Below are 22,359 nucleotides of genomic sequence, written 5' to 3' on the forward strand. Positions count from 1 at the left end.
CGACCGGCTCGATACGGTGAGGCCATGCCTGCCGCCGACGACCTCTGCCGCTTCGTGGACGCCTCGCCGTCGCCCTTCCATGCCGTGGCGACGGCGGCCGCGGCGCTCGACGCCGCAGGCTGGTCCCGCGCCGACGAGCGCGACGCGTGGCCCGCCTCGGGCGGACGCGGGTACGTGGTGCGTGGCGGCTCGCTCGTGGCCTGGGACGACACCGCGGCGACCGGGCCGGCCGACCCGTTCCGCATCGTCGGTGCCCACACCGACAGCCCGAACCTGCGCCTCAAGCAGCACCACGACCGCCGGTTCGAGGGCACCGACGTGCTCGCGCTCGAGCCGTACGGAGGACCGCTGCTCACGACGTGGCTCGACCGCGACCTCGGCGTCGCCGGCCGGGTCGTGCTGCGCGACGGATCCGAGCGGCTCGTCCACGTCGACGAGCCCGTCCTGCGCGTGCCCAACCTGGCGATCCACCTCGACCGCGACGCTGCCGGGGCGCCCGACCGCCAGCGTCACCTCGACGCGGTGTGGTCGCAGCGGGGCAGGCCGTTCCTGGCCTGGCTGGGGGAGCGGGAGGGCTTCGCGGCCGAGGACGTCCTCGGCCACGAGCTCATGACGACCGACGTGGTGCCGAGCGGGCGGGTCGGGGCCGACGGCTGGCTGGTCGCCGCCCCACGTCTGGACAACCAGGCGACCTGCTTCGCCGGGCTGGAGGCTTTCCTGACCTCGGGGGCGTCGGGGTCCGGCCCGGTGCCGGGTCAGCGCTCGGTGCTCGTGCTGTTCGACCACGAGGAGGTCGGCAGCTCATCGGAGCGGGGAGCGGCCTCCGACCTCCTGCTCACCGTGCTGGAGCGCATCGTGCTGGCTGCAGGCGGAGCGCGCGACGACCTGCACCGCGCCGTGGCCGGGTCGATCTGCGCGTCCGGCGACATGGCGCACGCGACGCATCCCAACCACGCCGAGCGCCACGAGCCGCTGCACCACGTCGTGCTCGGGGGAGGGCCCGTGCTCAAGGTCAACCAGAACCTGCGCTACGCGACCGACGCCGCCGGCGCGGCGGTGTTCGCGCGAGCCTGCGAGAGCGTCGGCGTCCCGCTGCAGCGGTACGTCCACCGGGCCGACCTGCCGTGCGGGTCGACGATCGGGCCCATCAGCGCCGCCCGCACCGGCATCTCCACCGTGGACTTCGGAGCGCCGCAGCTGGCCATGCACTCGGCGCGGGAGACGATGGCCGCCGCCGACGTGGAGCACTACGTGAAGGCCCTCACGGCCTTCTTCGAGCTCGCCGACTGACGGTCCGGCCGGCTCGCGACCGGCCTGGACGTCACAGGGGCCCCGCCACCCCGGAGCCGAGGAAGATCGCGTACCCTGAGAGATGCGCTGGTGACCTGTGCGTTCCTCGGGACGAGCAGGAGCGTCCTCGGCATGTCCGTCCTGCGGGCTCCGCGGCGCCGTCCACCGGCCGTTCCCGACATCATCCATCCATCGGAGTCCATCTACCTATGAGCATCGCTCCCTCTGCGGCACCGCAGGTTGCGGTCAACGACATCGGCAGCGAGGCCGACTTCCTCGCCGCCATCGACTCGACCATCAAGTACTTCAACGACGGCGACATCGTCGACGGCACCATCGTCAAGGTGGACCGTGACGAGGTCCTCCTCGACATCGGCTACAAGACCGAGGGCGTCATCCCCTCGCGCGAGCTGAGCATCAAGCACGACGTCGACCCCAACGAGGTCGTCAGCGTCGGCGACAGCGTCGAGGCCCTCGTCCTCCAGAAGGAGGACAAGGAAGGCCGTCTGATCCTGTCCAAGAAGCGTGCTCAGTACGAGCGCGCCTGGGGCGACATCGAGAAGATCAAGGCCGAGGAAGGCGTCGTCGAGGGCACCGTCATCGAGGTCGTCAAGGGCGGCCTCATCATGGACATCGGACTCCGTGGCTTCCTGCCCGCCTCGCTCGTGGAGATGCGTCGCGTTCGCGACCTCGACCCGTACATCGGCCAGAAGCTCGAGGCGAAGATCATCGAGCTCGACAAGAACCGCAACAACGTGGTCCTGTCGCGCCGTGCCTGGCTCGAGCAGACCCAGTCGGCCGTGCGCCAGAAGTTCCTCGACGAGCTCAAGAAGGGGCAGGTCCGCAAGGGCGTCATCTCCTCCATCGTCAACTTCGGTGCGTTCGTCGACCTCGGCGGCGTCGACGGTCTCGTCCACGTCTCCGAGCTGTCCTGGAAGCACATCGACCACCCGAACGAGGTCGTCCAGGTCGGCGACGAGGTCACCGTCGAGGTCCTCGACGTCGACCTCGAGCGCGAGCGCGTGTCGCTGTCGCTCAAGGCGACGCAGGAGGATCCGTGGCAGCAGTTCGCCCGGACCCACCAGATCGGTCAGATCGTGCCCGGCAAGGCCACCAAGCTCGTCCCCTTCGGCGCGTTCGTGCGCGTCGAGGAGGGCATCGAGGGCCTCGTGCACATCTCCGAGCTGGCCGAGCGTCACGTCGAGATCCCCGAGCAGGTCGTGCAGATCGGCGACTCGGTCATGGTCAAGATCATCGACATCGACCTCGAGCGTCGTCGTATCTCGCTCTCGCTCAAGCAGGCGAACGAGACGCAGGCGGCCGAGGGCGACGACTTCGACCCGACGCTGTACGGCATGACCTCCTCGTACGACGAGCAGGGCAACTACATCTACCCCGACGGCTTCGATCCGGAGACCGGCGAGTGGCAGGAGGGCTTCGACGAGGCCCGCGCCGCGTGGGAGAAGCAGTACGCCGAGGCTCACGAGCGCTGGGAGGCGCACAAGAAGCAGATCGAGGAGGCCGAGAAGGCCAACGTCGAGGCCGGCGAGGTCAGCAACTACTCCGCCGGTGGCGAGGTCGAGACGACCGAGGGCTCCCTCGCGTCCGACGAGGCCCTGCAGGCCCTGCGCGAGAAGCTGACCGGCGGCGAGTGATCCACACTCCCACCGAACGACGCTGATCCAGCACACGAGACCCCCCGACCGTCAGGTCGGGGGGTCTCGTCGTGTCCGGGGGTGTGGCGGCATCACCGGACGGTCAGGTGCTGGTCGGGCTCGAACGCGTCCTGGTGGTGGCTGCGGGGCGGGGGACGCGTGCCGTAGCCGTCGAAGGACACGAGGACGGCGAGGGTGATGACGAGGGCGGACAGGGCGAGGAGGAGCAGGAGGATGATCATGGCAGCAATTCTCGCCACATCGGGAACCTGCCACCAGTGGCAGCATCGCCAGTATCAGTCGATTTACTGCCACACCTGTGGCACGCTGGTCCCATGAAGAAGGTCGCGGTCATCGTGCAGGACGGGGTGGAGGCGTTCGGGCTGGGCTCCATCTGCGAGGTGTGGAACGAGCCGTACCACCCGGACGACGACAACCCCGTGTTCGAGTTCTCCGTGTGCACGCCCGAGCCCGGACGGGTCCGCGGCTCGAGCTACGACCTCTTCGTCGAGGAGTCGCTCGACGCCGCAGCCGACGCCGACCTCGTCTGCATCGCCCCCAAGCGCGGCTACCGGGCCCACCACCCGGCGGCCATCGAGGCCGTCCGTGCCGCGGCCGGTCGCGGAGCCTACGTCTCGGCGCACTGCACCGGGGCGTGGCTGCTCGGCGAGGCCGGGCTCCTGGACGGGCGGGAGTGCACGACGCACTGGCGCTACGGCGCCGAGCTCCAGGAGGCGTTCCCGGAGGCGGTGGTCCGCCCCGAGGTCCTCTACGTGCTCGACGACGGCGTGCTGACCGGCGCCGGCTCCGCTGCCGGCATCGACGCCTCGCTGTACCTGATGCGTCGAGTGTTCGGGGCCCGCACGGCCGCGACGGCGGCACGACGCATCGTCATGCCGCCGCACCGCAGCGGGGGACAGGCGCAGTTCGTGCGCACCCCCGTCGGCCAGGTGGAGGCCGAGACGTTGTCGCCCGTGCTCGCCTGGGCGCTCGAGCACATCGACGAGCCGCTGCCCGTCGACCGCCTCGCGGCCCAGGCGCACATGTCGCCGCGCACCTTCGCGCGACGGTTCCGCGACGAGACGGGCACGACGCCGCTGCAGTGGCTCACGAGCCAGCGCATCGCCCTGGCCGAGGAGCTGCTCGAGAGCTCGCCGCTGTCGATCGAGCAGATCGCCGGCCGCGTGGGGTTCGGCAACGCCGCCACCCTGCGCCACCACTTCACCCAGGCGCTCGGCACCACGCCGCAGGAGTTCCGCCGGACCTTCACGTGCCTCGAGGCCGGCTGACCGACCACCGCGGCGCCCAGGGTCGTGGCGCCCAGGGTCACAGCTCCGTGCGCCGCACCTTGCCCGTGGCCGTGCGGGGGAGCGCGTCGAGCCGCTCGTACTCCTTCGGACGCTTCGGGGGCGCGAGCCGCTCCGTCGCGCGCCCGCGCAGGACGTCCTCGTCCACGTCGCCGACGTAGGCCGCCACCACACGCTGTCCCCACCGGTCGTCGGGTCGTCCGAACACGGCCACCTCGACCACGCCGGGGACGTCCTCCAGCGCGGCCTCGACCTCGGCCGGGTAGACGTTCACGCCACCGCTGATCACGAGGTCGCTGCGCCGGGCGTCGAGGTGCACGTAGCCGTCCTCCACCCGCCCGAGGTCGCCGACGGTGAACGCCGGCCCCGCGGCCGTCTCGCGCCACGCGTCGGCCGTCTTGTCGTCGTCGCGCCAGTAGGTGAAGCGTCCCCACGGCGGGACGACGCACCAGAGCAGGCCCTCGTCGTCGACCGTCACGACCCGTCCCGGCCGCGCACGACCGACCGTGCCGGGGTGCTCGCGCCACTCCTGCGCACGGCAGGCGGTCCACTGTCCCTCGGTCGATCCGTAGAACTCCCAGACCGCGTCGACGCCGAAGCGGTCGTGCGCCCACCGGCGGACCGGCTCGGGGCAGGGGGCCCCGGCGTGTGCGACGAGGCGGAACGAGGAGAGGTCGGGGTGGCCGCCGGTGTGGTCGAGGTGCTGCCGCAACCGCTGCAGGTGCGCCGGGACGCAGAACATCGTCGTCGGGCGCACCGTCTCGACGGCGTCGAGGAACGCGGCGGGCTCGAAGCGCGGCAGCATCGCGATGCCGCCCCCGGCCAGCAGGGTCCCGGTGGCGAAGCGCAGGGGAGCGGAGTGGTAGATCGGCGACACCACGAGGTCGACGTCGGTGGCGCAGAACCCCCACAGCTCGCGCTCCTCGGCCACCAGCTGCGCCGCGTCGCCCGCGTCGAGCAGGCCCGACCACACGCCCTTGGGTCGGCCGGTCGTGCCCGACGTGAAGTGCATGGGCCGACAGCGCGGGGCGGCGTCGAGCTCCGTCGGTTCGCCGTCGAGCAGGGCGTGCAGCTCGTCGGCGCTCTCCACGACCAGCGCGGCATCGAGGTCGTCGAGGATGCGCGACCGCTCCCACGGGGTGAGTCGCGGGTCGAGCGGCACCGGCACGACGCCGCTCCGGCAGGCTCCGAGCACGACGCTCGCGTAGTCCGGCTCGCCAGGGCAGAGCAGCACCAGGCGGTCACCCTCGCGCAGCCCACGCGCCCGGAGCGCGCCGGCCACGCGGGCCTGGTCGTGCCGGCTCCGCTCGGCCGTCAGCACCTCCACGTCGCTCTCCCTTCGTGAGAGGTCGGTCACAGCCCCCGCGGGGCGACGGGTGTGGATCGTCACGAGTGCGTGAACTCAGGCACAAAGTATGCTTCAGTGGTTGATCGGTCTTGTCCCCCCTCCGTCTGAAGGTGATCGTCTGTGGCTTCTTCGCGCCACAAGCACGCCGTCCCGCGGCGTGCCGGACGCGGAACCACGTCCCCCGCTCCCCGCTCCACCGCCCCCGCTCGACACAGCAGCCGGCACTCGGCGCCGTCCCCCTGGCGCCGTCAGGTCATCAAGGTCGCCATGCCCACCGTCGGCGCCCTCGCGGTGCTCGGTGCCGCGGTCGCCGTGGTGTCCTCCGACGCCGAGGTCGCGCCGGCCTCGGCCAGCGTCGCCGCCCCGGCCGACGACATCATCACCGAGGCGCTCGCCGACACCCCCGAGGTCAACCGCAGCGCCGAGCGTCCCGAGCTGCCCGACGAGGACACGGTCGCGGTCGACGTGACCGGCCAGAAGGTCGCCCTCGAGGACGGCGTGACGATCCACGCCGACGCCGACTCCGACTCCCCGGTGCTCAAGAAGGTCGACCAGGGCGACGTCCTGGACGTCACCGGCGAGAAGAAGGACGGCTGGAGCGAGGTCGTCTACAAGGGGCTTCCGCGCTGGGTCAGCACGAAGAAGATCGCCGACGACCTCCCGCTCGGCACCGAGCCGTGCCCCAAGCTCTCCGAGAGCGGCATGCAGCCCGACACCGTCAAGGTGTTCCGGGCCGTGTGCGCCAAGTTCCCGGAGATCTCGTCGTACGGCGCGATCGCCGGCCGAGGCGAGCACGCCACCGGCCACGCTCTCGACATCATGGTGCGCGGTCCGCTGGGCGACCAGATCGCCGCGTTCCTGCAGGAGAACCGGGCCGAGCTCGGCATCGAGTACCTCATCTGGGAGCAGCGCATCTGGCGTCCGGCCACGTCGAACAGCTGGCGGGGCATGAGCAGCCGCGGTGGCGACACGGCCAACCACTTCGACCACGTGCACGTCACGACCTACGGCAACGCCGCCACCGGCTGAGCCCGGCTCGTGCACGCATGACGCTCCAGGTCGGTCTCACCGGCGGCATCGGCTCGGGCAAGAGCACCGTCAGCGCGCGGCTGTCCGAGCTGGGCGCCGTGGTGGTGGACTACGACCTGTTGGCGCGTGAGGCCGTCGAGCCCGGCTCCGCGGCTCTGGCGGCCATCGGCGCGCGCTTCGGTGACGACGTGATCGCCCCGGACGGGACGCTGGACCGGCCGGCCCTGGGGTCGGTCGTCTTCGCCGACGAGCAGGCCCGGCGCGACCTCGAGGCCATCACCCACCCCGCCATCCGCGAGCTCGCCGCCGCGCGGATCGCCCAGGCTCCCGCAGAGTCGGTCGTGGTGCACGACCACCCCCTCCTCGTGGAGATGGGGATGGCCGGGCAGTGCGACACGGTGGTCGTGGTCGACGTCCCGACCGACGTCCAGGTCGAGCGGCTCGTCGAGCAGCGCGGGATGACCGAGGCCGACGCCCGGGCCCGTCTGGCTGCCCAGACGTCGCGGGAGGAACGCCTCGCCGTCGCGGACGAGGTGCTCGACAACAGCGGGACCCGCGAGCAGCTCCTCGACGTCGTCGACGCCCTCTGGGAACGCCTCGCCGGCTGACCCGCGTCCGGCACGGTGCGAGGCTCACGCCCGTCTCCGCGACCGTCCGCACATGACGAAGCCGCCCTGTCGGGGGAGGCAGGGCGGCTTCGCGTGGGGTGGCGGTCCCTGAGCGTGTCAGGCCGCCAGGTCGGGGTCGGCGATCTTGCGCAGCGTCACGAGCGCCTGGCGCTCGAGCTGGCGGACCCGCTCGGCGGAGATGCCGTGGCGCTTGCCGATGTCGGCGAGCTTCTGCTGACGGCCGTCGAGCAGGCCGTAGCGGGCTCGCACGATGTCGGCCTCGCGCGGACCGAGGTGGTCGATCAGCGTGCTGATCAGGTGCTTGGTCTCGTCGTCGAGCACCGCCAGGTCGGGACCGGGCGACGTGTCGCGGGCGATGAGGTCACCCAGCGAGGTGTCGCCGTCGTCGTCGACCGGGGTGTCGAGGCTCACGTGGTCGCGACCCCAGGACAGCAGGTCGATCACGCGGTCGACGTCCATGCCGAGCTCCTCGGCGATCTCCTGCGGCTCCGGGTCGTAGCCGAGGGTCCGCTCCAGCGTGCGGCGAGCAGCCGTGACCTGGTTCAGCTCCTCGACCACGTGCACGGGCAGCCGCACGACGCGTGCCTGCTGCGCGATGCCTCGGGTGATCGCCTGACGCACCCACCACGTGGCGTAGGTGGAGAACTTGAAGCCCTTGGCGTAGTCGAACTTCTCGACCGCGCGGATCAGGCCGGTGTTGCCCTCCTGCACCAGGTCGAGCATCGGCATGGCCGAGCGCCCGTACTTGCGGGCGATGGAGACGACCAGACGCAGGTTGGCCTGCACGAACTCCTGCTGCGCACGCTCGCCCTCGGCGGCGATGAACTCCAGCTCCTCGCGGGTAGCGCGCTTGGGCGCACCGCCCTTGGCGCGGCCGACGCGTCCCTCGTCGAGCAGGTGCTGGGCGTACAGCCCGGCCTCGATGCTCCGGCTGAGCTCGACCTCGCGGGCGGCGTCCAGCAGCGGCGTCCGGGCGATCTCGGCCAGGTACATGCCGACGCTGTCCTTGCCCTCGGCGCTCTCGTGCCTCGTTGACGTCATCTGAATACGCCTCCCATCGTGTCTGTACCAGTGCAACGCACCGGATCGCCCTCTGATTCCGCTCTCAGGGTCTTCTTGGCAGGTGTTGGCCGGGGTCTCAGTCCCAGCACGGCGGTCGGTCCGGCACGGGGTGGTGCGCGGGAGGCGCGCGGACGGCTAGGTTGTCCTTACCCAATTCTCAGCATGAAAGGTCTACCCATGGCAGCCGACTTCAAGGCGCTCTCCCGCAACGATCAAGGTGCACTCGTCGCCGGGGTGCTCGCGCTCCTCTTCTCCTTCTTCGGGGCGTACGTCGTGGCTTCCGTGGACGGTGGCGACGACCTGCCGATCTCCGTCGACACGTCGAGCGGGGTGAACGCCTGGAACAGCTGGGCGACCCTCGGCATGCTGCTCATCCTCGTCGCGGTCGCGGTCGTGGCGATCAAGGCCTTCGCCGCGCAGAGCCTGCCGGACACCGTGCCGTGGCGACTCGTGGCCCTCGCAGCCGCTGGTCTCGGCACCTTGCTCGTGATCCTGCGTGCCCTCACCGCCGACGGCGGCGGCAGCTTCGGCAGCGTCAGCGTCAGCGTCGGTCCCGGCTGGTCCGGCTGGCTGCTCTTCATCGCCGCCATCGCGCTCACCGTGTTCACGGCGCTCGCGTTCAAGGACTCCGGCGAGAAGCTTCCCGAGGTCAACAAGAAGAACGACCCGCCGGCGGCCTGAGCCGACCGGTGGTCAGGCGGTGAACGGTGGTCGGTCGTCCAGGGCGACCGACCGCCGTCCCGCCCAGCGCCACACCCGCGCAGTGAGGTCACGGTCCTCGTCGGTGACGAGGTTGCCCATGACCCGCAGAGCGATCGTCATGAGCGTGTGGGACCGCATGCCCAGCGGGCCGAGCGTGGGCAGCAGGCGCGGGACCGTGATGAGCCCCGCGAGGCGCCGTGCGATGGAGAACGCCTCGCCGTAGTGGCCGACGAGGAGCTCGGGCCAGGCCGTCGAGAGGTCGGCCCCCGAGGTCATCAGCTCCGCCCCCACCCGGCCGGTCTCGAGGCCGTAGTCGATGCCCTCGCCGTTGAGCGGGTTGACGCACCCGGCGGCGTCGCCGACCAGGATCCAGTTGGGTCCGGCCACGCCGGAGACCGCGCCGCCCATGGGCAGCAGCGCCGACGTCGGCATCCGCAGCTCGGGGCCGAGCTCCCACTCGTCACGTCGCAGCTCGGCGTAGTACTGCATGAGCGGTCGGATCTGCAGCGCCGCGGGTCGCTTGGCCGTGGCCAGGGCGCCGACGCCGAGGTTCACCTCGCCGCCCTCGCCGGCGGTGCCGAGCGGGAAGATCCACCCGTACCCGGGCAGGAGTGAGGAGTCCTCGTCACGCAGCTCGAGGTGCGAGGAGATCCAGGGGTCGTCGGCGCGGCCGGACTTCACGTACGACCGGCCGGCGACACCGTAGGCGGTGTCGCGGTGCCACTCACGGCCCAGCACCTTGCCCAGGGGGGAGCGGACGCCGTCGGCCACGACGAGCCGGTCGCACCGGACCACGTGGCGCTGCTTGTCCGGTCCCACGGCGAACACGACGCCCGTGACCCGACCCGAGCTGTCGCGCTCGGCGTCGACCGCGCGCGCGTGGTCGAGGGGGCGGGCGCCGTCGGCCAGCGCGACGTCGCGGATCCGCGCGTCGAGCTGGGTCCGGGGGACCGCCGAGCCGTGGTCGGGCAGCGAGCCACCGGGCCAGGGCAGCAGCAGCTCCTGGCCGAAGCCGGCGGCCCGCAGGCCCCGGTTGGTGCCGAAGGAGCGCGTCCACGTGCCCAGGCCCAGCCGGTCGAGCTCGGCGATCGCCCGGGGGGTGAGTCCGTCACCGCACGTCTTGTCGCGCGGGAAGGTGGCGGCGTCGGCCAGCACGACGTCGGCGCCGGCCCGTGCGGACCAGGCGGCGGCAGCGGCTCCGGCCGGCCCCGCGCCGACCACGAGGACGTCGGTGCGCTCGGGCAGGGTCATGCCCCCGATCATCCCACCCCGTGCCAGGATGGCGCGCATGGCCTCACCGTCGTCCGCTCCGTCCGCGGGCCCCGGCACAGTCCGCTTCGCGTCGTCGGGCTCGTCGTACTACGCCGTGGTGCTCGCGCTGTTCTGCACGATCATCGTGGTCTCGAACATCGTGGCCGCCAAGCCCATCGAGATCGGCACGGGCTCGTTCAGCCTCGGCCCGGTCCAGGTCTGGCCCCTGCTCGTGGACGGTGGAGCCGTGCTGTTCCCCCTGGCCTACGTCCTGGGCGACGTCGTGGCCGAGGTGTACGGCTTCCGGGCAGCCCGCCGGGCCGTGCTGGTGGGCTTCGCGTGCGCGGTCCTGGCCGTCCTGACGTTCGCGGTCGTCCAGCGGATCCCGGGCGCATCGTTCTACGCCAACCAGGACGCGTACGAGGCGGTGCTGGGCCCGGTCGGCCAGATCGTCCTGGCCAGCGTGGTCGGCTACGTCTGCGGGCAGCTCACGAACGCCTGGGTGCTCACCCGCATGAAGGCCCGCACCGCAGAACGCGCGCTCGTCGTGCGGCTGGCGTCGTCGACCGGCGTCGGCGAGCTGGTCGACACGTTCCTGTTCTGCGCCATCGCCGCGTCGGCCATCGGCATCACCGGGTTCGGCGGCTTCCTGAACTACTTCGTCGTGGGCGTGCTGTTCAAGTGCGCGGTCGAGCTGCTCGTCATGCCGGTCACCGTGACGGTCATCGCGCGGCTGAAGGCGGCCGAGCCGACGTACTGACGGCCGGTCGGTTCAGCGCGACGCCGCGATGCGGCCGAGCGTCTCGTCGCGCAGGTCGTCGAACGTGCCGTCCTCGATGGCGCCGCGCATCCGGTCGACCAGCCGCACGACGTAGCGCTCGTTGTGGATCGTGGTGAGCGTGGCCGCCACGTACTCCTTGGCCTTGAACAGGTGATGCAGGTAGGCGCGGGTGTAGTGCGCGCAGGTGTAGCAGTCGCAGCCGTCCTCGATGGGCTCGAAGCGACGCCGTGACGCGGCGACCAGCAGGTTCTCGCGTCCGTCGGCGGTGTACACGCGCGACGACCGCGCCACCCTGGACGGGCCCACGCAGTCGAAGGTGTCCGCCCCTGCCTCGACCGCCGCGAACAGGTCGTCCGGCTCGCCGATGCCCAGCAGGTGTCGGGGCCGGTCCTCGGGCAGCTCGTCGGTGACCCATCCGACGATGGTCGCGAGGTTCTCCTTCTCGATGGCGCCGCCGATGCCGAAGCCGTCGAAGCGGGTGCCGTCGACCTCCAGGGCGGCGAGGTCGCGGGCCGCACGGCGGCGCAGGTCCTCGTGCTGGGCACCCTGGACGACGCCGAACAGGGCCGGGGCGGGGGTGCCGGGCCCGGGGCCGCCGGAGGGGCCGGGCCGAGACGCGCGTTCGGCCGCGAGTCGGCCGTGCTCGGCCAGGCACCGGGCCGCCCAGGCGTGCGTGCGGGCGAGGGCCTCCTCCTGGTAGGTCCGGGAGTCGAGCAGGGTCGTGAGCTCGTCGAAGGCGAAGATGATGTCGGCGCCCAGGCGGTGCTGGATGCCCATCGACACCTCGGGCGTGAAGCGGTGCGTGGATCCGTCGAGGTGACTGCGGAACGTGACGCCCTCCTCGTCGACGTGCGCCAGGCGGTCCTTGTCCGTGGCGATCACGTCGGCGGCGTCCGTGGACGCGTCCATCGACAGGGTCTTGCGATAGCCGGAGCCGAGGCTCATCACCTGGAACCCGCCGGAGTCGGTGAAGGTGGGGCCGTCCCAGCCCATGAAGCGGCCGAGTCCGCCGGCGGCCTCCACGACGTCGTCGCCGGGCTGGAGGTAGAGGTGGTAGGCGTTCGCGAGCAGCGCCTGCGCGCCCAGCTCGGCCATCGCCTCCGGCAGGACCGCCTTGACCGTGGCCTTGGTGCCCACGGGGACGAAGGCCGGTGTCCGGATGGCGCCGTGGGCGGTCGTGATGGTGCCGGTGCGTCCGGCCCGCCCGTCGAGTCGGGCCTCGACCTCGAAGAAGGATGGGGTCGTCATGGGTCCGTCGGTCACCGCCTCATCCAAGCACCCCGACGACGGCGTGGTCTCAGCCCAGCCCGTCGAGGCCGCGCAGCAGGTGCCATGCGGGCAGGAGGGCCGCCGTGGTGACGACCACGAACACGGCGTTCCAGAGCGCCGCGGGAAGGTGCGTGAGGCGGGCCAGCACGTCGGCGTCCGACGTGGCGGAGCGGGAGCGACGGCGGCTCGACCACAGCTCGACCGTCGTGCGCGGCCCGCCCACGAGCAGGAAGGAGGCGAGGGCCACGACGGCGAGCTGCTGGACCCCCTCGTCGGTGCGCCAGACGAGGTAGCCCACGACCAGGGCGGCGAGGCCCACGACGAGCAGGCCGAACCAGTTGCGGATGAAGACCAGCATGCCGGTCACGACGGCCAGGGCGATCCACAGCGCCCAGGCGGTGCTGCCGAGCGCGGCCGTGGCGAGCATCCCGAGGCCCAGGGCGGTGGGGGACAGGTACCCGGCCGCCGCCGTCGCGACCATGCCCGGCCCGCGCGGACGTCCGACCGACGTGGTGAGCCCTGAGGTGTCACGGTGCAGACGCACGCCGTTGAGCCGGCGTCCGGTCAGCACCGCGATGAGGGCGTGCCCGGCCTCGTGCACGAGGGTGACGACGTGTCGGCCGGGCCCCCAGCCCCACGGCAGCAGCGCCGCCGCGGCACCGACCGCGACGGGCACCCACGGACTCACGGGTGCCCGCCGGACGGAGGGTTCGGGGCGGCCACGACTCAGGTGGCCGGCCGGTCGACCAGCTCGACGCGGGTGGCGTCGCGCGCCGACTCGCCCAGGGCCGCGGCGAGGCGGTGCATCGCCGCCCCCTCGCGGTGGCGGCTCTGCCGGTCCAGCGTCAGACCGAGGGCCGTGTGCGCCCAGCCGCTCGTCGGCTCGAGCGCGATGAGCCGACGGAAGGCGGCCTCCGCGGGTGCCAGCTGCGCCGCGGCGAAGTGCGAGCGCGCGAGCAGCTCCCACGCCGACGCGTTGTCGGGCACCTCGTCGACCACACGCCGCAGGACCCGCACGGCGTCGCGGGGGTAGCGCGAGTCGAACAGCTCCTCACCCAGGCGGAAGGCCTCGAAGGCGTCCATCGCGGCGATCTTCTCGTCGGACAGGTTCGGGGTCAGGTAGATGGTCATGGGGTCCTCCTCCCAGAGGTCACGGGGTCGTGATCGCGCTGGTCAACGTCGGGTCGGGTCCGTTCATTCCTGGTCGACGGGTGGCTCGGTGGTGGCCGTGGCGGTCGGTGCGGGCGTGGGCGTGGGGGTGGCCGTCGGGGTGGGCGTCGCGGTGGCCGTGGGGCGGCGGGTCGGCGTCGGCGTGGCGGCCGGGTCGGGCGACGAGGACTCCTGCGGCTCGGCGTCCTCGGTGGGCTCGGCCTTGCTCCCACCGCCGAACGGGTTGCCGATCCGGGCGTTGTCGGGATCGGAGCCGTAGGCCTTGTCGGTGACGATCTCGTAGGCGCCCATCGCGAGGCCGGACACCGCCAGGATGATCGCCGTGGTGAGCGCGACCGTCCTCCAGCGGATGGACCGACGAGGGTCCTCGACCACCTCGGCGCCCTTGACCTGCTCGTGGGTGGCCTCGCTCACGGCGGCGAGCGCCTCGGCGGTGTGACCGGGCTCGACGTCGGTCTCGACGAACGTGCCGCTGTCGGTCTGGACGATGAGGGTGCGGCCACGGTCGAGCGTGCTGGCGTAGAAGGTCGACGTGATCGTCACGACGAGGCTGCCGAGCGCCGCGCCGATGATCGTGCCGCCCACGCCCAGCGCCGAGGCGACCCAGGCCGACGTCATCGCGGCGAGAGCGCCGGCCAGGACCTGGAACCACGACAGTCCGCTCAGGAACGAGCGCTCGCGGGTGTCGGGGGAGTCGGGCATGGCGTCCAGGGTAGAGGGGCCGACCCACCCGTCCGAGCCCCGCGAGGACGTTCGGGTCGCGTCGGGCGGGTCCACGCGCCGGGCCACGGCACGCCTCCACGCTTCTGTCGGTCCTGGTTGGGAGACTCGGGCCATGGCTTCCTCGACGGCACTTCTGCTCGGTCTGCTGGTGGGCATCGCGCTCGGTGCGGTGGTCGGTGCCCTGGTGGATCGTGCGCGTCGGCAGGACGTGGTCTGCGGTCACGAGGACCCCGCCGTGGTCGAGGCGCGGCACACCGCCGAGATCAGCGAGCTCCGGCACGACGCCCAGGTGCAGCTGGCCGAGGTCCGGCACGCGGCCGCCGTCGAGCAGGCGCAGCTCGAGAGCTCGCTCGCCTCGGCACGTGCCGCGGTGGAGGCGCGTCTGGCCGCGGTCGCAGCGGAGGCCAAGGAGCTGCGTGAGCAGGTCGGCGTCGCGCAGCAGCAGTACCGCGACGCGGTGGAGCGTCACCGGCGCGAGGAGCAGAAGCGTGAGGCCTCCGGTGCCGCCGAGAGCAAGGTGCTGCAGCAGCTGGCTCCCGTGGCCGCCCAGCTCAAGGGCATGCAGGCCAAGGTCGACGAGCTGGAGCAGCAGCGCGCCGAGCAGCACGGCCAGCTGGCCGAGCAGCTCCGGGTCACCCGCGAGACGGCGGCGCAGTCCAAGCAGGCGGCCGAGGCGCTGTCCGCCGCCCTGAGCAACAACGCCGTCCGCGGCACCTACGGCGAGACCCAGCTGCGCACGCTGGTGGAGTCGGCCGGGCTGCTCAACCGCATCGACTACTCGGTGCAGGAGTCGATCACGGCCGACAGCGGTGCGCGCCGCCCCGACATGGTCATCAACCTGCCCGGGGGCAAGCGCCTGGCGATCGACGCCAAGGTGCCGTACCGCGCGTTCATCGAGGCCTACCGCGACGAGCTCGACGACGACCGGCGCAAGCAGGTCCGCCTCCAGCACGCCCGGGCCGTCAAGTCGCACGTCGACACCCTCGCCTCCAAGCAGTACTGGACCGGGCTGGAGGAGAGCCCCGAGTTCACGATCGCGTTCATCCCCAACGAGGCGATCCTCAACGACGCGCTCGACGCCGATCCCGGTCTCATGGAGCACGCCTACAGCCAGGGCATCGCGCTGGCGACCCCGGTCAACCTCTGGGCCGTGCTCAAGACCGTCGCGCTCACCTGGAAGCAGGAGCAGATGGCCGAGAACGCGCTCGAGCTCGTCGCGCTCGGCCGCGAGCTCTACAAGCGCCTCGGCACGCTCTCGGGCCACGTGTCCAAGCTCGGCCGCACGATCGAGCGCTCCGTCGACGACTACAACAAGCTCGTCGGCTCGCTCGATCGCCAGGTCATCTCCACCGCCCGCAAGCTCGACGCCGTCGACGAGGCCGCCCAGCTCGGCAGCATCGCCACCATCGAGGACACGCACGTGCGGAAGCTGAACGCCCCCGAGCTCGCCGCCGACACGGCGCCGCAGGTCGGGCCTGTCGCGGCGGCGCCCGAGCCGGAGCCGGCCGTGCCCGCACCGCCGGCGGCGGTCGACGAGCAGGACCTCTTCGCCGACCTCGAGCGCGAGGAGCTCGAGGTCGACATGGTCACGCCCTCCGACGCCGAGCGGGGCCGCGACGTCGGCTGACCCGACGTCACGGCTCGATCAGGCGAGTGCCTGCTCGAGGTCGGCCAGCAGGTCTGCGGTGTCCTCGATGCCCACGCTGAGACGCACCAGGTCGTCGGGGACCTCGAGCACGGAACCGGCCGTGGAGGCGTGGGTCATCGCGCCGGGGTGCTCGATGAGGGACTCGATGCCGCCGAGGCTCTCGGCCAGGGTGAAGATGCTCGTGCGGGCGCACAGGTCGAGCGCGGCCTGACGTCCTCCGGCCAGGCGCAGCGACACCATGCCGCCGAACCGGCGCATCTGGCGCGCGGCTGCCTCGTGGCCCGGGTGGTCCGGCAGACCCGGGTACAGGACCGAGGCCACGGCGGGATGGCCGACGAGCAGGTCGACGACCGCCTCGGCGTTGGTGCAGTGCTGCTCCATGCGGACCGCGAGCGTCTTGGCGCCACGCAACGTGAGGTAGGCGTCGAACGGCCCGGGGACCCCGCCTGCACCGTTCTGCAGGAAGCCGAACCCGGCGTCGAGCTCGGCGTCGTCGGTCACGAGCGCGCCACCCACGACGTCGGAGTGGCCGCCCAGGTACTTGGTGGTCGAGTGCAGCACCACGTCGGCACCGAGCCTCAACGGCTGCTGCAGGTAGGGCGAGGCGAACGTGTTGTCGACCACGAAGCGTGCGCCTGCGTCGTGGGCGACCTCGGCCACGCGCTCGATGTCGGCGATGTTGAGCAGCGGGTTGGTGGGCGTCTCGACCCACACGACCTTGGTGGCGGACGTGATCGCGGCGCGCACCGCGTCGACGTCGTTGACGGCCACCGGGGTGTAGGAGATGCCCCACTGCGTGAACACCTTGTCGATGAGCCGGAAGGTCCCGCCGTAGGCGTCGTCGGGGATCACGAGGTGGTCGCCGGGACGAAGCAGGGTCCGCAGGGCGGCGTCGGTGGCAGCCATGCCGGACGAGAACGCCCGGCCGTGCCGGCCGTCCTCCAGCGACGCGAGGTTGGCCTCGAGGGCCGCGCGCGTGGGGTTGCCGGTGCGGGCGTACTCGTAGCCGCCGCGCATGCCGCCGACGCCGTCCTGGGCGAAGGTGCTGGAGGCGTAGATCGGGACGTTGACCGCACCCGTGGCCGGGTCGGGCTCGTGGCCGGCGTGGATCGCACGGGTCGCGAAGCCGCGCGGGTCGAGCTCGTGCTGGCTCTTCTCGTCGCTCATACGTGAACCCCCAGGAGGTCGTGACGGGTGAGGACGCCCAGCGGCTTGCCGTCCTCGATGACCATGACGGCGTCGCTCTCGCCGAGCGCCTCGAGGGCCGCGTCGAGGTCCTCGTTGGCGCCCAGCAGGGGGAGCGGCGCCTCCATGTGCTTGGAGACCGGGTCGGTGAGGGCGGCGCGGCCCTCGAAGACGGCGCTGATGAGCGTGCGCTCGCTGACGCTGCCCGCGACCTCACCGATGACGACGGGCGGCTCCGCGCCGACGACGGGCATCTGGGAGACCCCGTACTCGCGCAGGATCTCGATGGCGTCGCGGATGGTCTCGGACGGGTGCGTGTGCACGAGTGCCGGCAGGTCGCCGCTCTTGCGGCGCAGCACGTCGCCGACGCTGGGGCGGTCGGTCCGGCCGTCGAGCGGCTCGCGCAGGAACCCGTACGACGACATCCAGTCGTCGTTGAAGATCTTGGACAGGTACCCGCGGCCCCCGTCGGGCAGCAGCACGACGACGACGGCGTCGGGACCCTCGCGCTCGGCGACCTGGAGGGCGGCGACGACGGCCATGCCGCAGGAGCCGCCGACGAGCAGGCCCTCCTCGCGGGCGAGGCGCCGCGTCATGTCGAAGGCGTCGGCGTCGGAGACGGCGATGATCTCGTCGGCGATCTCGGGGTCGTAGGCGCTCGGCCAGAAGTCCTCGCCCACGCCCTCCACGAGGTACGGGCGGCCCGTGCCGCCGGAGTACACCGATCCCTCGGGGTCGGCGCCGACGACCTTGACTCGGCCGCCGGAGACCTCCTTGAGGTACCGCCCGGCGCCGGTGATCGTGCCGCCGGTCCCGACGCCTGCGACGAAGTGGGTGACCGTGCCGTCGGTGTCGGCCCAGATCTCCGGACCGGTCGTCTCGTAGTGCGAGGCGGGCCCGGCCGGGTTCGAGTACTGGTCGGGCTTCCAGGCGTTCGGGGTCTCGCGCACCAGGCGGTCGGAGACGTTGTAGTAGCTGTCGGGGTGCTCGGGCGGCACGGCCGTGGGGCACACGACGACCTCGGCCCCGTAGGCGCGCAGGGTGTTGCGCTTGTCCTCGCTGACCTTGTCGGGGCAGACGAAGATGCAGGTGTACCCGCGCTGCTGGGCCACCAGCGCGAGCCCGACCCCGGTGTTGCCCGACGTCGGCTCGACGATGACCCCGCCGGGCTTGAGGGCACCGGAGGCCTCGGCCTCGTCCACCATCTTGACGGCGATGCGGTCCTTGGAGCTGCCGCCGGGGTTGAGGTACTCGATCTTGGCCGCCACCAGGGCAGATCCTGCCGGGACGACGCTGGACAACTTCACGAGCGGGGTGCCGCCCACGAGGTCGACCACGTGATTCGCGATGCGCATGCTGCTCATCCTGCCACCCGGCCGATGCGGGCGACCCCGAGGCGCTGCCGCCGTCACCACGTGGGCGGGCGGCAGCTCCTCACCGGGGTCGGCTCAGACGACGGCGCCGTCGGCGCTGCGTCCGTCGTCGATCTGGGCGTACTTGTCGACGACCTTGGGCTTCCGCTCCGGGTCGTGCGGCCAGCGCTCCTCCAGCACGACCGCCAGGGCGGACGCGGTGAAGATCGTCGACAGGATGCCGATCGACAGGCCGAGGAGCAGGGCGATCGCGAAGTCGGTGAGCGAGTCGCCGCCGAGGACCGCGAGCGCAGCCAGGATGAACATCGCGCCGAGGCCGGTGTTCACGGTGCGGGGGATCGTCTGCAGGATCGCCTCGTTCACGACCTCGCGCAGCTTGCGGCCGCGGTTGTCGCCGGTGTGCTCACGGATGCGGTCGAACACCACGATGGTGTCGTTGACCGCGAGGCCGATGATCGAGAGGACCGCAGCCAGGAACACGCCGTCGATCGGCTTGCCCCACCAGGCGAAGATGCCGACGACCGTCAGCACCACCGACGACATGGACAGCTGGGCCGAGACCGCGTAGGTCCAGCGGAACCGCCACGCGAGGTAGAGCATCTGGGCGGCGATCGCGATGCCGAAGGCGATGAGCGCCTTGTCGCGCAGCTCCTTGCCCAGGCTCGGGCCGATCAGCTCGTCCCTCTCCTTGGTGGCCTCGCCGGCCACGGTCTCGACCGCCTCCTCGACCTGGACGGCCTCCTCGTTGGAGATGTCGTCGAGCCGGACGGTGACGTTCTCGCTCTGTCCGTCGCCGGAGGACTCCTGCACGACGGCACGCGGGAAGCCCGCGTCGGAGACGGCCGTGCGGACGTCCTCGACGTCGGCCGTCTGGGCGGTGGAGAACTCCAGGATCCGGCCGCCGGTGAACTCGACACCGAGGTTGAGACCGCGCAGCAGGATGCCGCTGACCGACACACCGGCGACGACCAGCGTGATCGCGATCCACGTGCCGCTGCGCTTCATCAGGTCGGGACCGCGCTCGTTGAGCCACTTGCGCACGGGTCCGGTGTTGGCGATGCCGGTGACGCCCGGACGCTTGCGCAGCACGGACCGCTTCACGGCCCACTCGGTGAGCACCCTCGCGACGACCAGCGCCGAGAACATCGACGCGATCGTGCCGATGGTCAGCGTCACGCCGAAGCCCTTGACCGGGCCGGATGCCAGGACGAACAGCAGGCCCGCCGCGAGGATCGTGGTGACGTTCGAGTCGAGGATGGCCGACCACGCCTTGTTGAAGCCGGTCGTCAGCGACAGGTGGAGGTTGCCGTTCTTCTCGTACTCCTCACGCGCTCTCTCGAACACGAGCACGTTGGCGTCGATCGCCAGTCCGATGGCCAGGACGAAGCCGGCCAGTCCGGGCAGGGTCAGGGTCGCCCCGATCCAGACGAGCAGGCCGTAGGAGATGGCGGCGTACGTGGCCAGGCCGAGCGTGGCCATGAACCCGATGGCGCGATAGACGAGCACGATGAACAGGCCGGTCAGGATGATGCCGATGATGCCGGCCTCGATGGAGGCGTCGATGGCGGCGGCACCGAGGGTAGCGCCGACGGTGCGCTGCTCGATGACCTCGACCGGCACGGGGAGCGCGCCGCCCTTGATGAGCACGGCGAGGTCGTCGGCCTCGGCCTGCGTGAAGCTGCCCGTGATGCTGGTGCTGTTGCCGCCGCCCGACGTGCACAGGTCGGGCTGGACGGCGGGGGAGGAGATGATGTCCTCGTCGAGCAGGATCGCGACCCGGTTCCCGCCCGCGGTGTTGGCGCAGGCCGCGGCGACGAGGTCGCGCCAGCCCGAACGTCCCTCGCCGGCGAAGTCGACGTTGACGACCCACTGGCCGATGCTCTGCTGCGGCTGGGCGGCCTGCGCGTCGGAGACGCCCTCGCCGTCGATGACCGTGGGTCCGAGCAGGAGCGGCTGGCCCTGCTCGTCGGCGGCGACGACCTGGCCCTCCTCGGGCTCCTGGCCCTCGGTGGCCGGGCTCAGCACCTCGTGGAACGACAGCTGGGCGGTCTGGCCGATGACCTCGGCCGCCTCACGGGGGTCCTGGACGCCCGGCAGCTCGACGATGATGCGCCGGTCGCCCGACTGCGCCAGCGTCGGCTCGGCCACGCCGAGGGCGTCGACGCGGCCGCGGATGACCTCCAGCGCTCGGGCGGTGGACTCCGCGTCGGCCTCGATCCGGTCGGTGCTCTGGGTCTCGAGGACGATCTGGGTGCCGCCCTCCAGGTCCAGTCCGAGGTTGGCCGGCTTGAAGTACGCGAAGGCGAGGGAGGCGGCGAGGACGGCGAAGGCCGTGATCGCGCGCCACAGAGGTGCACGGTTGCTCATGGAAGGACTTTCGAGGTGGTGGCGGCTGCTGGACGGGGACCTCAGGCAGCCGGAGGACCTCGTACGAGCGGGCGCACCGCCTGCCCGGGCACGGGCACGACGGCGTGGACCGGGGCCGCGCCGCGCTCGAGCTCGGGAACCTGGTCCGCCTCGACCGGCGGGAGGGACCACAGGTCGAGGTCCCGGTGGTCGGTGTGGTCGCCGGTGGACCGCACGTGGGCGGCGTGGTGCGTGGCCGACGACGCGTGCACCGTGGTGGCCCGGTGCTGCGGCGACGCCTGCGCGACCCCGACCCCGGCCACGAGAAACAGCCCGACCACGGCGGCGCACACGGCGGCGGCCAGCGTGCGACGGGGTCCAGGCATGCGCTGCAGTCTAGGCGACGTGCGCGTGGAGCCGGTGGACGCGGCCACGGGGGTCACCCGCCTGGTCGGGGTCCTAGTCTCGGTGGCATGGATCTCGCGCAGCGTCCCCTCGGTCATTCCGGCATCCAGGTGCCCGTCGTCGGCATCGGGTGCAACGCCTTCGGCAGTCGGATCGACGCCGACCAGGTGCAGGAGGTCGTCGACGCCGCGATCGACCGCGGCGTGACGTTCTTCGACACCGCCGACACCTACGGGCTGGGAGCGAGCGAGGAGCTGCTGGGCGCCGCGCTGGGCTCGCGACGCGACGACGTCGTGGTGGCCACGAAGTTCGGCATGGACATGCAGGGCCGCAACGGCGACGACGGCGGGCGGCGGGGGAGCGCCGCGTACGTGCGCACGGCCGTGGAGGCCAGCCTGCGTCGGCTCGGCACCGACCACGTCGACCTCTACCAGCTGCACACCCCCGACCCGCTGACGCCGGTCGAGGAGACCCTCGAGGCGCTCGACGCCCTGGTGCAGGCGGGCACCGTGCGCGCGATCGGCTGCTCGAACTTCCAGGCCTGGCAGCTGGTCGACGCCGACTGGCGCAGCCGGTCGGCGGACCTGGCCCGATTCGCGACCGCGCAGAACGAGTACTCGCTGTACAACCGCACGGCGGAGGTGGAGCTGGTCCCGGCGTGCGAGCAGCTCGACGTCGGGCTGCTGCCGTACTTCCCGCTGGCCTACGGACTGCTCACCGGCAAGTACCGGCGCGGCGAGGACGCTCCGTCCGGGACCCGTCTCGCAGCGCAGACGGAGCGGCTCGCCGGGGCCGACTGGGAGCGGATCGAGGCACTGCAGACCTTCGCCGACGAGCGGGACCTCACCCTCCTGCAGGTGGCCATGGGCGGACTGGCGGCCCAGGACGCCGTGACGAGCGTGATCGCCGGTGCGACCCGCCCCGAGCAGGTGCGCGCCAACGCCGACGCGGTCGGCTGGCTGCCGTCCGGGGACGACCTCGCGGCCCTGTCCGAGATCGGGGCCGCACGTCAGTCGTACACGACCTTCGCGCCTTCCTGAGGCGTCGGGGACGGGCCGAGGAGTGATGCGCCGGGCCGGGAAGCGCCTCACGGCGCGTGGCCGCTCGTAGCGGCTTCATTTGGGACCCGGGGCTTGCACCGACCCGGCGCGTGCACCAGCCTAACTCGCTCGCCGGCCCACACAAG

21 protein-coding genes are annotated in these 22,359 nt (G+C 72.0%); 9 read left to right on the plus strand and 12 right to left on the minus strand.

Translation table 11 applies throughout. The features are described from left to right. Window positions 1-24: 24 nt before the first annotated feature. Window positions 25-1,290, plus strand: a complete 1,266-nt coding sequence (locus NBW76_RS09345; RefSeq protein WP_056555713.1) for a M18 family aminopeptidase — start codon at window positions 25-27, stop codon at window positions 1,288-1,290. Between the two features lie 209 nt (window positions 1,291-1,499). Next, window positions 1,500-2,945, plus strand: coding sequence for a 30S ribosomal protein S1 (gene rpsA, locus NBW76_RS09350; RefSeq protein WP_055965904.1), 1,446 nt, complete (start codon window positions 1,500-1,502; stop codon window positions 2,943-2,945). 92 nt (window positions 2,946-3,037) lie between these two features. Here the strand turns inward: rpsA and NBW76_RS09355 are convergent, their stop codons facing one another. Next, entirely contained in the window at window positions 3,038-3,187 is a 150-nt protein-coding gene (locus tag NBW76_RS09355) for a hypothetical protein (RefSeq protein WP_156364841.1), read from the minus strand. 93 nt (window positions 3,188-3,280) lie between these two features. On the opposite strand from NBW76_RS09355, the gene NBW76_RS09360 reads away from it, so the two are divergent. Beyond that, the gene (locus NBW76_RS09360; protein WP_056555716.1) at window positions 3,281-4,234 is read left to right on the plus strand and encodes a GlxA family transcriptional regulator; all 954 of its coding nucleotides are present in this window, start codon (window positions 3,281-3,283) and stop codon (window positions 4,232-4,234) included. A 37-nt stretch (window positions 4,235-4,271) separates the two neighbouring features. Here the strand turns inward: NBW76_RS09360 and NBW76_RS09365 are convergent, their stop codons facing one another. Then, window positions 4,272-5,579, minus strand: a complete 1,308-nt coding sequence (locus tag NBW76_RS09365; RefSeq protein ID WP_082482006.1) for a class I adenylate-forming enzyme family protein — start codon at window positions 5,577-5,579, stop codon at window positions 4,272-4,274. Between the two features lie 288 nt (window positions 5,580-5,867). Between NBW76_RS09365 and NBW76_RS09370 the strand changes: the two genes are divergently transcribed. Beyond that, window positions 5,868-6,629: an SH3 domain-containing protein gene (locus NBW76_RS09370; protein WP_055965908.1), complete on the plus strand. Its 762-nt coding sequence runs from the start codon at window positions 5,868-5,870 to the stop codon at window positions 6,627-6,629. Between the two features lie 17 nt (window positions 6,630-6,646). Continuing rightward, on the plus strand, window positions 6,647-7,237 hold the full coding sequence (coaE, locus tag NBW76_RS09375; protein WP_056555719.1) for a dephospho-CoA kinase: 591 nt from the start codon (window positions 6,647-6,649) through the stop codon (window positions 7,235-7,237). Window positions 7,238-7,354: 117 nt separating this feature from the next. On the opposite strand, the gene NBW76_RS09380 is transcribed toward coaE, so the two are convergent. Further along, window positions 7,355-8,299: an RNA polymerase sigma factor RpoD/SigA gene (locus NBW76_RS09380; protein WP_055965911.1), complete on the minus strand. Its 945-nt coding sequence runs from the start codon at window positions 8,297-8,299 to the stop codon at window positions 7,355-7,357. A 198-nt stretch (window positions 8,300-8,497) separates the two neighbouring features. Between NBW76_RS09380 and NBW76_RS09385 the strand changes: the two genes are divergently transcribed. Then, the gene (locus tag NBW76_RS09385) at window positions 8,498-9,001 is read left to right on the plus strand and encodes a hypothetical protein (protein WP_055965913.1); all 504 of its coding nucleotides are present in this window, start codon (window positions 8,498-8,500) and stop codon (window positions 8,999-9,001) included. A 12-nt stretch (window positions 9,002-9,013) separates the two neighbouring features. On the opposite strand, the gene NBW76_RS09390 is transcribed toward NBW76_RS09385, so the two are convergent. Further along, window positions 9,014-10,312, minus strand: coding sequence for a geranylgeranyl reductase family protein (locus tag NBW76_RS09390; protein WP_304438622.1), 1,299 nt, complete (start codon window positions 10,310-10,312; stop codon window positions 9,014-9,016). Between NBW76_RS09390 and NBW76_RS09395 the strand changes: the two genes are divergently transcribed. Beyond that, window positions 10,311-11,033 (plus strand): queuosine precursor transporter, encoded by a 723-nt coding sequence (locus tag NBW76_RS09395; protein WP_055965915.1) that lies wholly within the window; start codon window positions 10,311-10,313, stop codon window positions 11,031-11,033. The two genes, NBW76_RS09390 and NBW76_RS09395, sit on opposite strands and share 2 nt — an antisense overlap. Window positions 11,034-11,045: 12 nt before the next feature. Here NBW76_RS09395 and tgt read toward each other — a convergent pair whose 3' ends face one another. From tgt to NBW76_RS09415, 4 genes are all read right to left on the minus strand, one after another. Further along, complete coding sequence (gene tgt / locus NBW76_RS09400; RefSeq protein WP_056555822.1) at window positions 11,046-12,302, minus strand: tRNA guanosine(34) transglycosylase Tgt; 1,257 nt, start codon at window positions 12,300-12,302, stop codon at window positions 11,046-11,048. A gap of 49 nt (window positions 12,303-12,351) precedes the next feature. Continuing rightward, window positions 12,352-13,011, minus strand: a complete 660-nt coding sequence (locus NBW76_RS09405) for a M50 family metallopeptidase (RefSeq protein ID WP_235493027.1) — start codon at window positions 13,009-13,011, stop codon at window positions 12,352-12,354. 38 nt (window positions 13,012-13,049) lie between these two features. Further along, on the minus strand, window positions 13,050-13,454 hold the full coding sequence (locus NBW76_RS09410; protein ID WP_056576449.1) for a tetratricopeptide repeat protein: 405 nt from the start codon (window positions 13,452-13,454) through the stop codon (window positions 13,050-13,052). 63 nt (window positions 13,455-13,517) lie between these two features. Next, window positions 13,518-14,195 (minus strand): hypothetical protein, encoded by a 678-nt coding sequence (locus tag NBW76_RS09415; protein WP_056555723.1) that lies wholly within the window; start codon window positions 14,193-14,195, stop codon window positions 13,518-13,520. 133 nt (window positions 14,196-14,328) lie between these two features. Here NBW76_RS09415 and rmuC point away from each other — a divergent pair, with 133 nt between their 5' ends. Continuing rightward, complete coding sequence (gene rmuC, locus NBW76_RS09420) at window positions 14,329-15,843, plus strand: DNA recombination protein RmuC (protein WP_055965918.1); 1,515 nt, start codon at window positions 14,329-14,331, stop codon at window positions 15,841-15,843. Between the two features lie 18 nt (window positions 15,844-15,861). Here the strand turns inward: rmuC and NBW76_RS09425 are convergent, their stop codons facing one another. The 4 genes from NBW76_RS09425 to NBW76_RS09440 form a co-directional block, all read right to left on the minus strand. Beyond that, on the minus strand, window positions 15,862-17,031 hold the full coding sequence (locus NBW76_RS09425; protein ID WP_055965920.1) for a cystathionine gamma-synthase: 1,170 nt from the start codon (window positions 17,029-17,031) through the stop codon (window positions 15,862-15,864). Beyond that, window positions 17,028-18,404, minus strand: coding sequence for a cystathionine beta-synthase (locus tag NBW76_RS09430; RefSeq protein WP_055965922.1), 1,377 nt, complete (start codon window positions 18,402-18,404; stop codon window positions 17,028-17,030). Before NBW76_RS09430 ends, NBW76_RS09425 begins: the two co-directional genes overlap by 4 nt. Before the next feature lie 93 nt (window positions 18,405-18,497). Continuing rightward, a complete protein-coding gene (gene secD, locus NBW76_RS09435; RefSeq protein WP_055965925.1) occupies window positions 18,498-20,789 on the minus strand; it encodes a protein translocase subunit SecD in 2,292 nt (763 codons plus the stop codon). 41 nt (window positions 20,790-20,830) lie between these two features. Then, window positions 20,831-21,154, minus strand: a complete 324-nt coding sequence (locus NBW76_RS09440; protein WP_055965926.1) for a hypothetical protein — start codon at window positions 21,152-21,154, stop codon at window positions 20,831-20,833. Window positions 21,155-21,241: 87 nt separating this feature from the next. On the opposite strand from NBW76_RS09440, the gene NBW76_RS09445 reads away from it, so the two are divergent. Then, window positions 21,242-22,213, plus strand: a complete 972-nt coding sequence (locus NBW76_RS09445) for an aldo/keto reductase (protein ID WP_056555725.1) — start codon at window positions 21,242-21,244, stop codon at window positions 22,211-22,213. Window positions 22,214-22,359 lie beyond the last annotated feature (146 nt).

This window comes from Aeromicrobium sp. Leaf245 (genome assembly GCF_942548115.1).
In the GTDB taxonomy this organism is placed as follows: Bacteria; Actinomycetota; Actinomycetes; order Propionibacteriales; family Nocardioidaceae; genus Aeromicrobium.

Coding starts and splice junctions, on each gene's coding strand:
- NBW76_RS09345 (WP_056555713.1), top strand. CDS start 25: ATGCCTGCCGCCGACGACCTCTGCCGCTTCGTGGACGCCTCGCCGTCG.
- rpsA (WP_055965904.1), top strand. CDS start 1,500: ATGAGCATCGCTCCCTCTGCGGCACCGCAGGTTGCGGTCAACGACATC.
- NBW76_RS09355 (WP_156364841.1), bottom strand. CDS start 3,187: ATGATCATCCTCCTGCTCCTCCTCGCCCTGTCCGCCCTCGTCATCACC.
- NBW76_RS09360 (WP_056555716.1), top strand. CDS start 3,281: ATGAAGAAGGTCGCGGTCATCGTGCAGGACGGGGTGGAGGCGTTCGGG.
- NBW76_RS09370 (WP_055965908.1), top strand. CDS start 5,868: ATGCCCACCGTCGGCGCCCTCGCGGTGCTCGGTGCCGCGGTCGCCGTG.
- coaE (WP_056555719.1), top strand. CDS start 6,647: ATGACGCTCCAGGTCGGTCTCACCGGCGGCATCGGCTCGGGCAAGAGC.
- NBW76_RS09380 (WP_055965911.1), bottom strand. CDS start 8,299: ATGACGTCAACGAGGCACGAGAGCGCCGAGGGCAAGGACAGCGTCGGC.
- NBW76_RS09385 (WP_055965913.1), top strand. CDS start 8,498: ATGGCAGCCGACTTCAAGGCGCTCTCCCGCAACGATCAAGGTGCACTC.
- NBW76_RS09395 (WP_055965915.1), top strand. CDS start 10,311: ATGGCCTCACCGTCGTCCGCTCCGTCCGCGGGCCCCGGCACAGTCCGC.
- NBW76_RS09390 (WP_304438622.1), bottom strand. CDS start 10,312: ATGCGCGCCATCCTGGCACGGGGTGGGATGATCGGGGGCATGACCCTG.
- tgt (WP_056555822.1), bottom strand. CDS start 12,302: ATGACGACCCCATCCTTCTTCGAGGTCGAGGCCCGACTCGACGGGCGG.
- NBW76_RS09410 (WP_056576449.1), bottom strand. CDS start 13,454: ATGACCATCTACCTGACCCCGAACCTGTCCGACGAGAAGATCGCCGCG.
- NBW76_RS09415 (WP_056555723.1), bottom strand. CDS start 14,195: ATGCCCGACTCCCCCGACACCCGCGAGCGCTCGTTCCTGAGCGGACTG.
- rmuC (WP_055965918.1), top strand. CDS start 14,329: ATGGCTTCCTCGACGGCACTTCTGCTCGGTCTGCTGGTGGGCATCGCG.
- NBW76_RS09425 (WP_055965920.1), bottom strand. CDS start 17,031: ATGAGCGACGAGAAGAGCCAGCACGAGCTCGACCCGCGCGGCTTCGCG.
- NBW76_RS09430 (WP_055965922.1), bottom strand. CDS start 18,404: ATGCGCATCGCGAATCACGTGGTCGACCTCGTGGGCGGCACCCCGCTC.
- secD (WP_055965925.1), bottom strand. CDS start 20,789: ATGAGCAACCGTGCACCTCTGTGGCGCGCGATCACGGCCTTCGCCGTC.
- NBW76_RS09440 (WP_055965926.1), bottom strand. CDS start 21,154: ATGCCTGGACCCCGTCGCACGCTGGCCGCCGCCGTGTGCGCCGCCGTG.
- NBW76_RS09445 (WP_056555725.1), top strand. CDS start 21,242: ATGGATCTCGCGCAGCGTCCCCTCGGTCATTCCGGCATCCAGGTGCCC.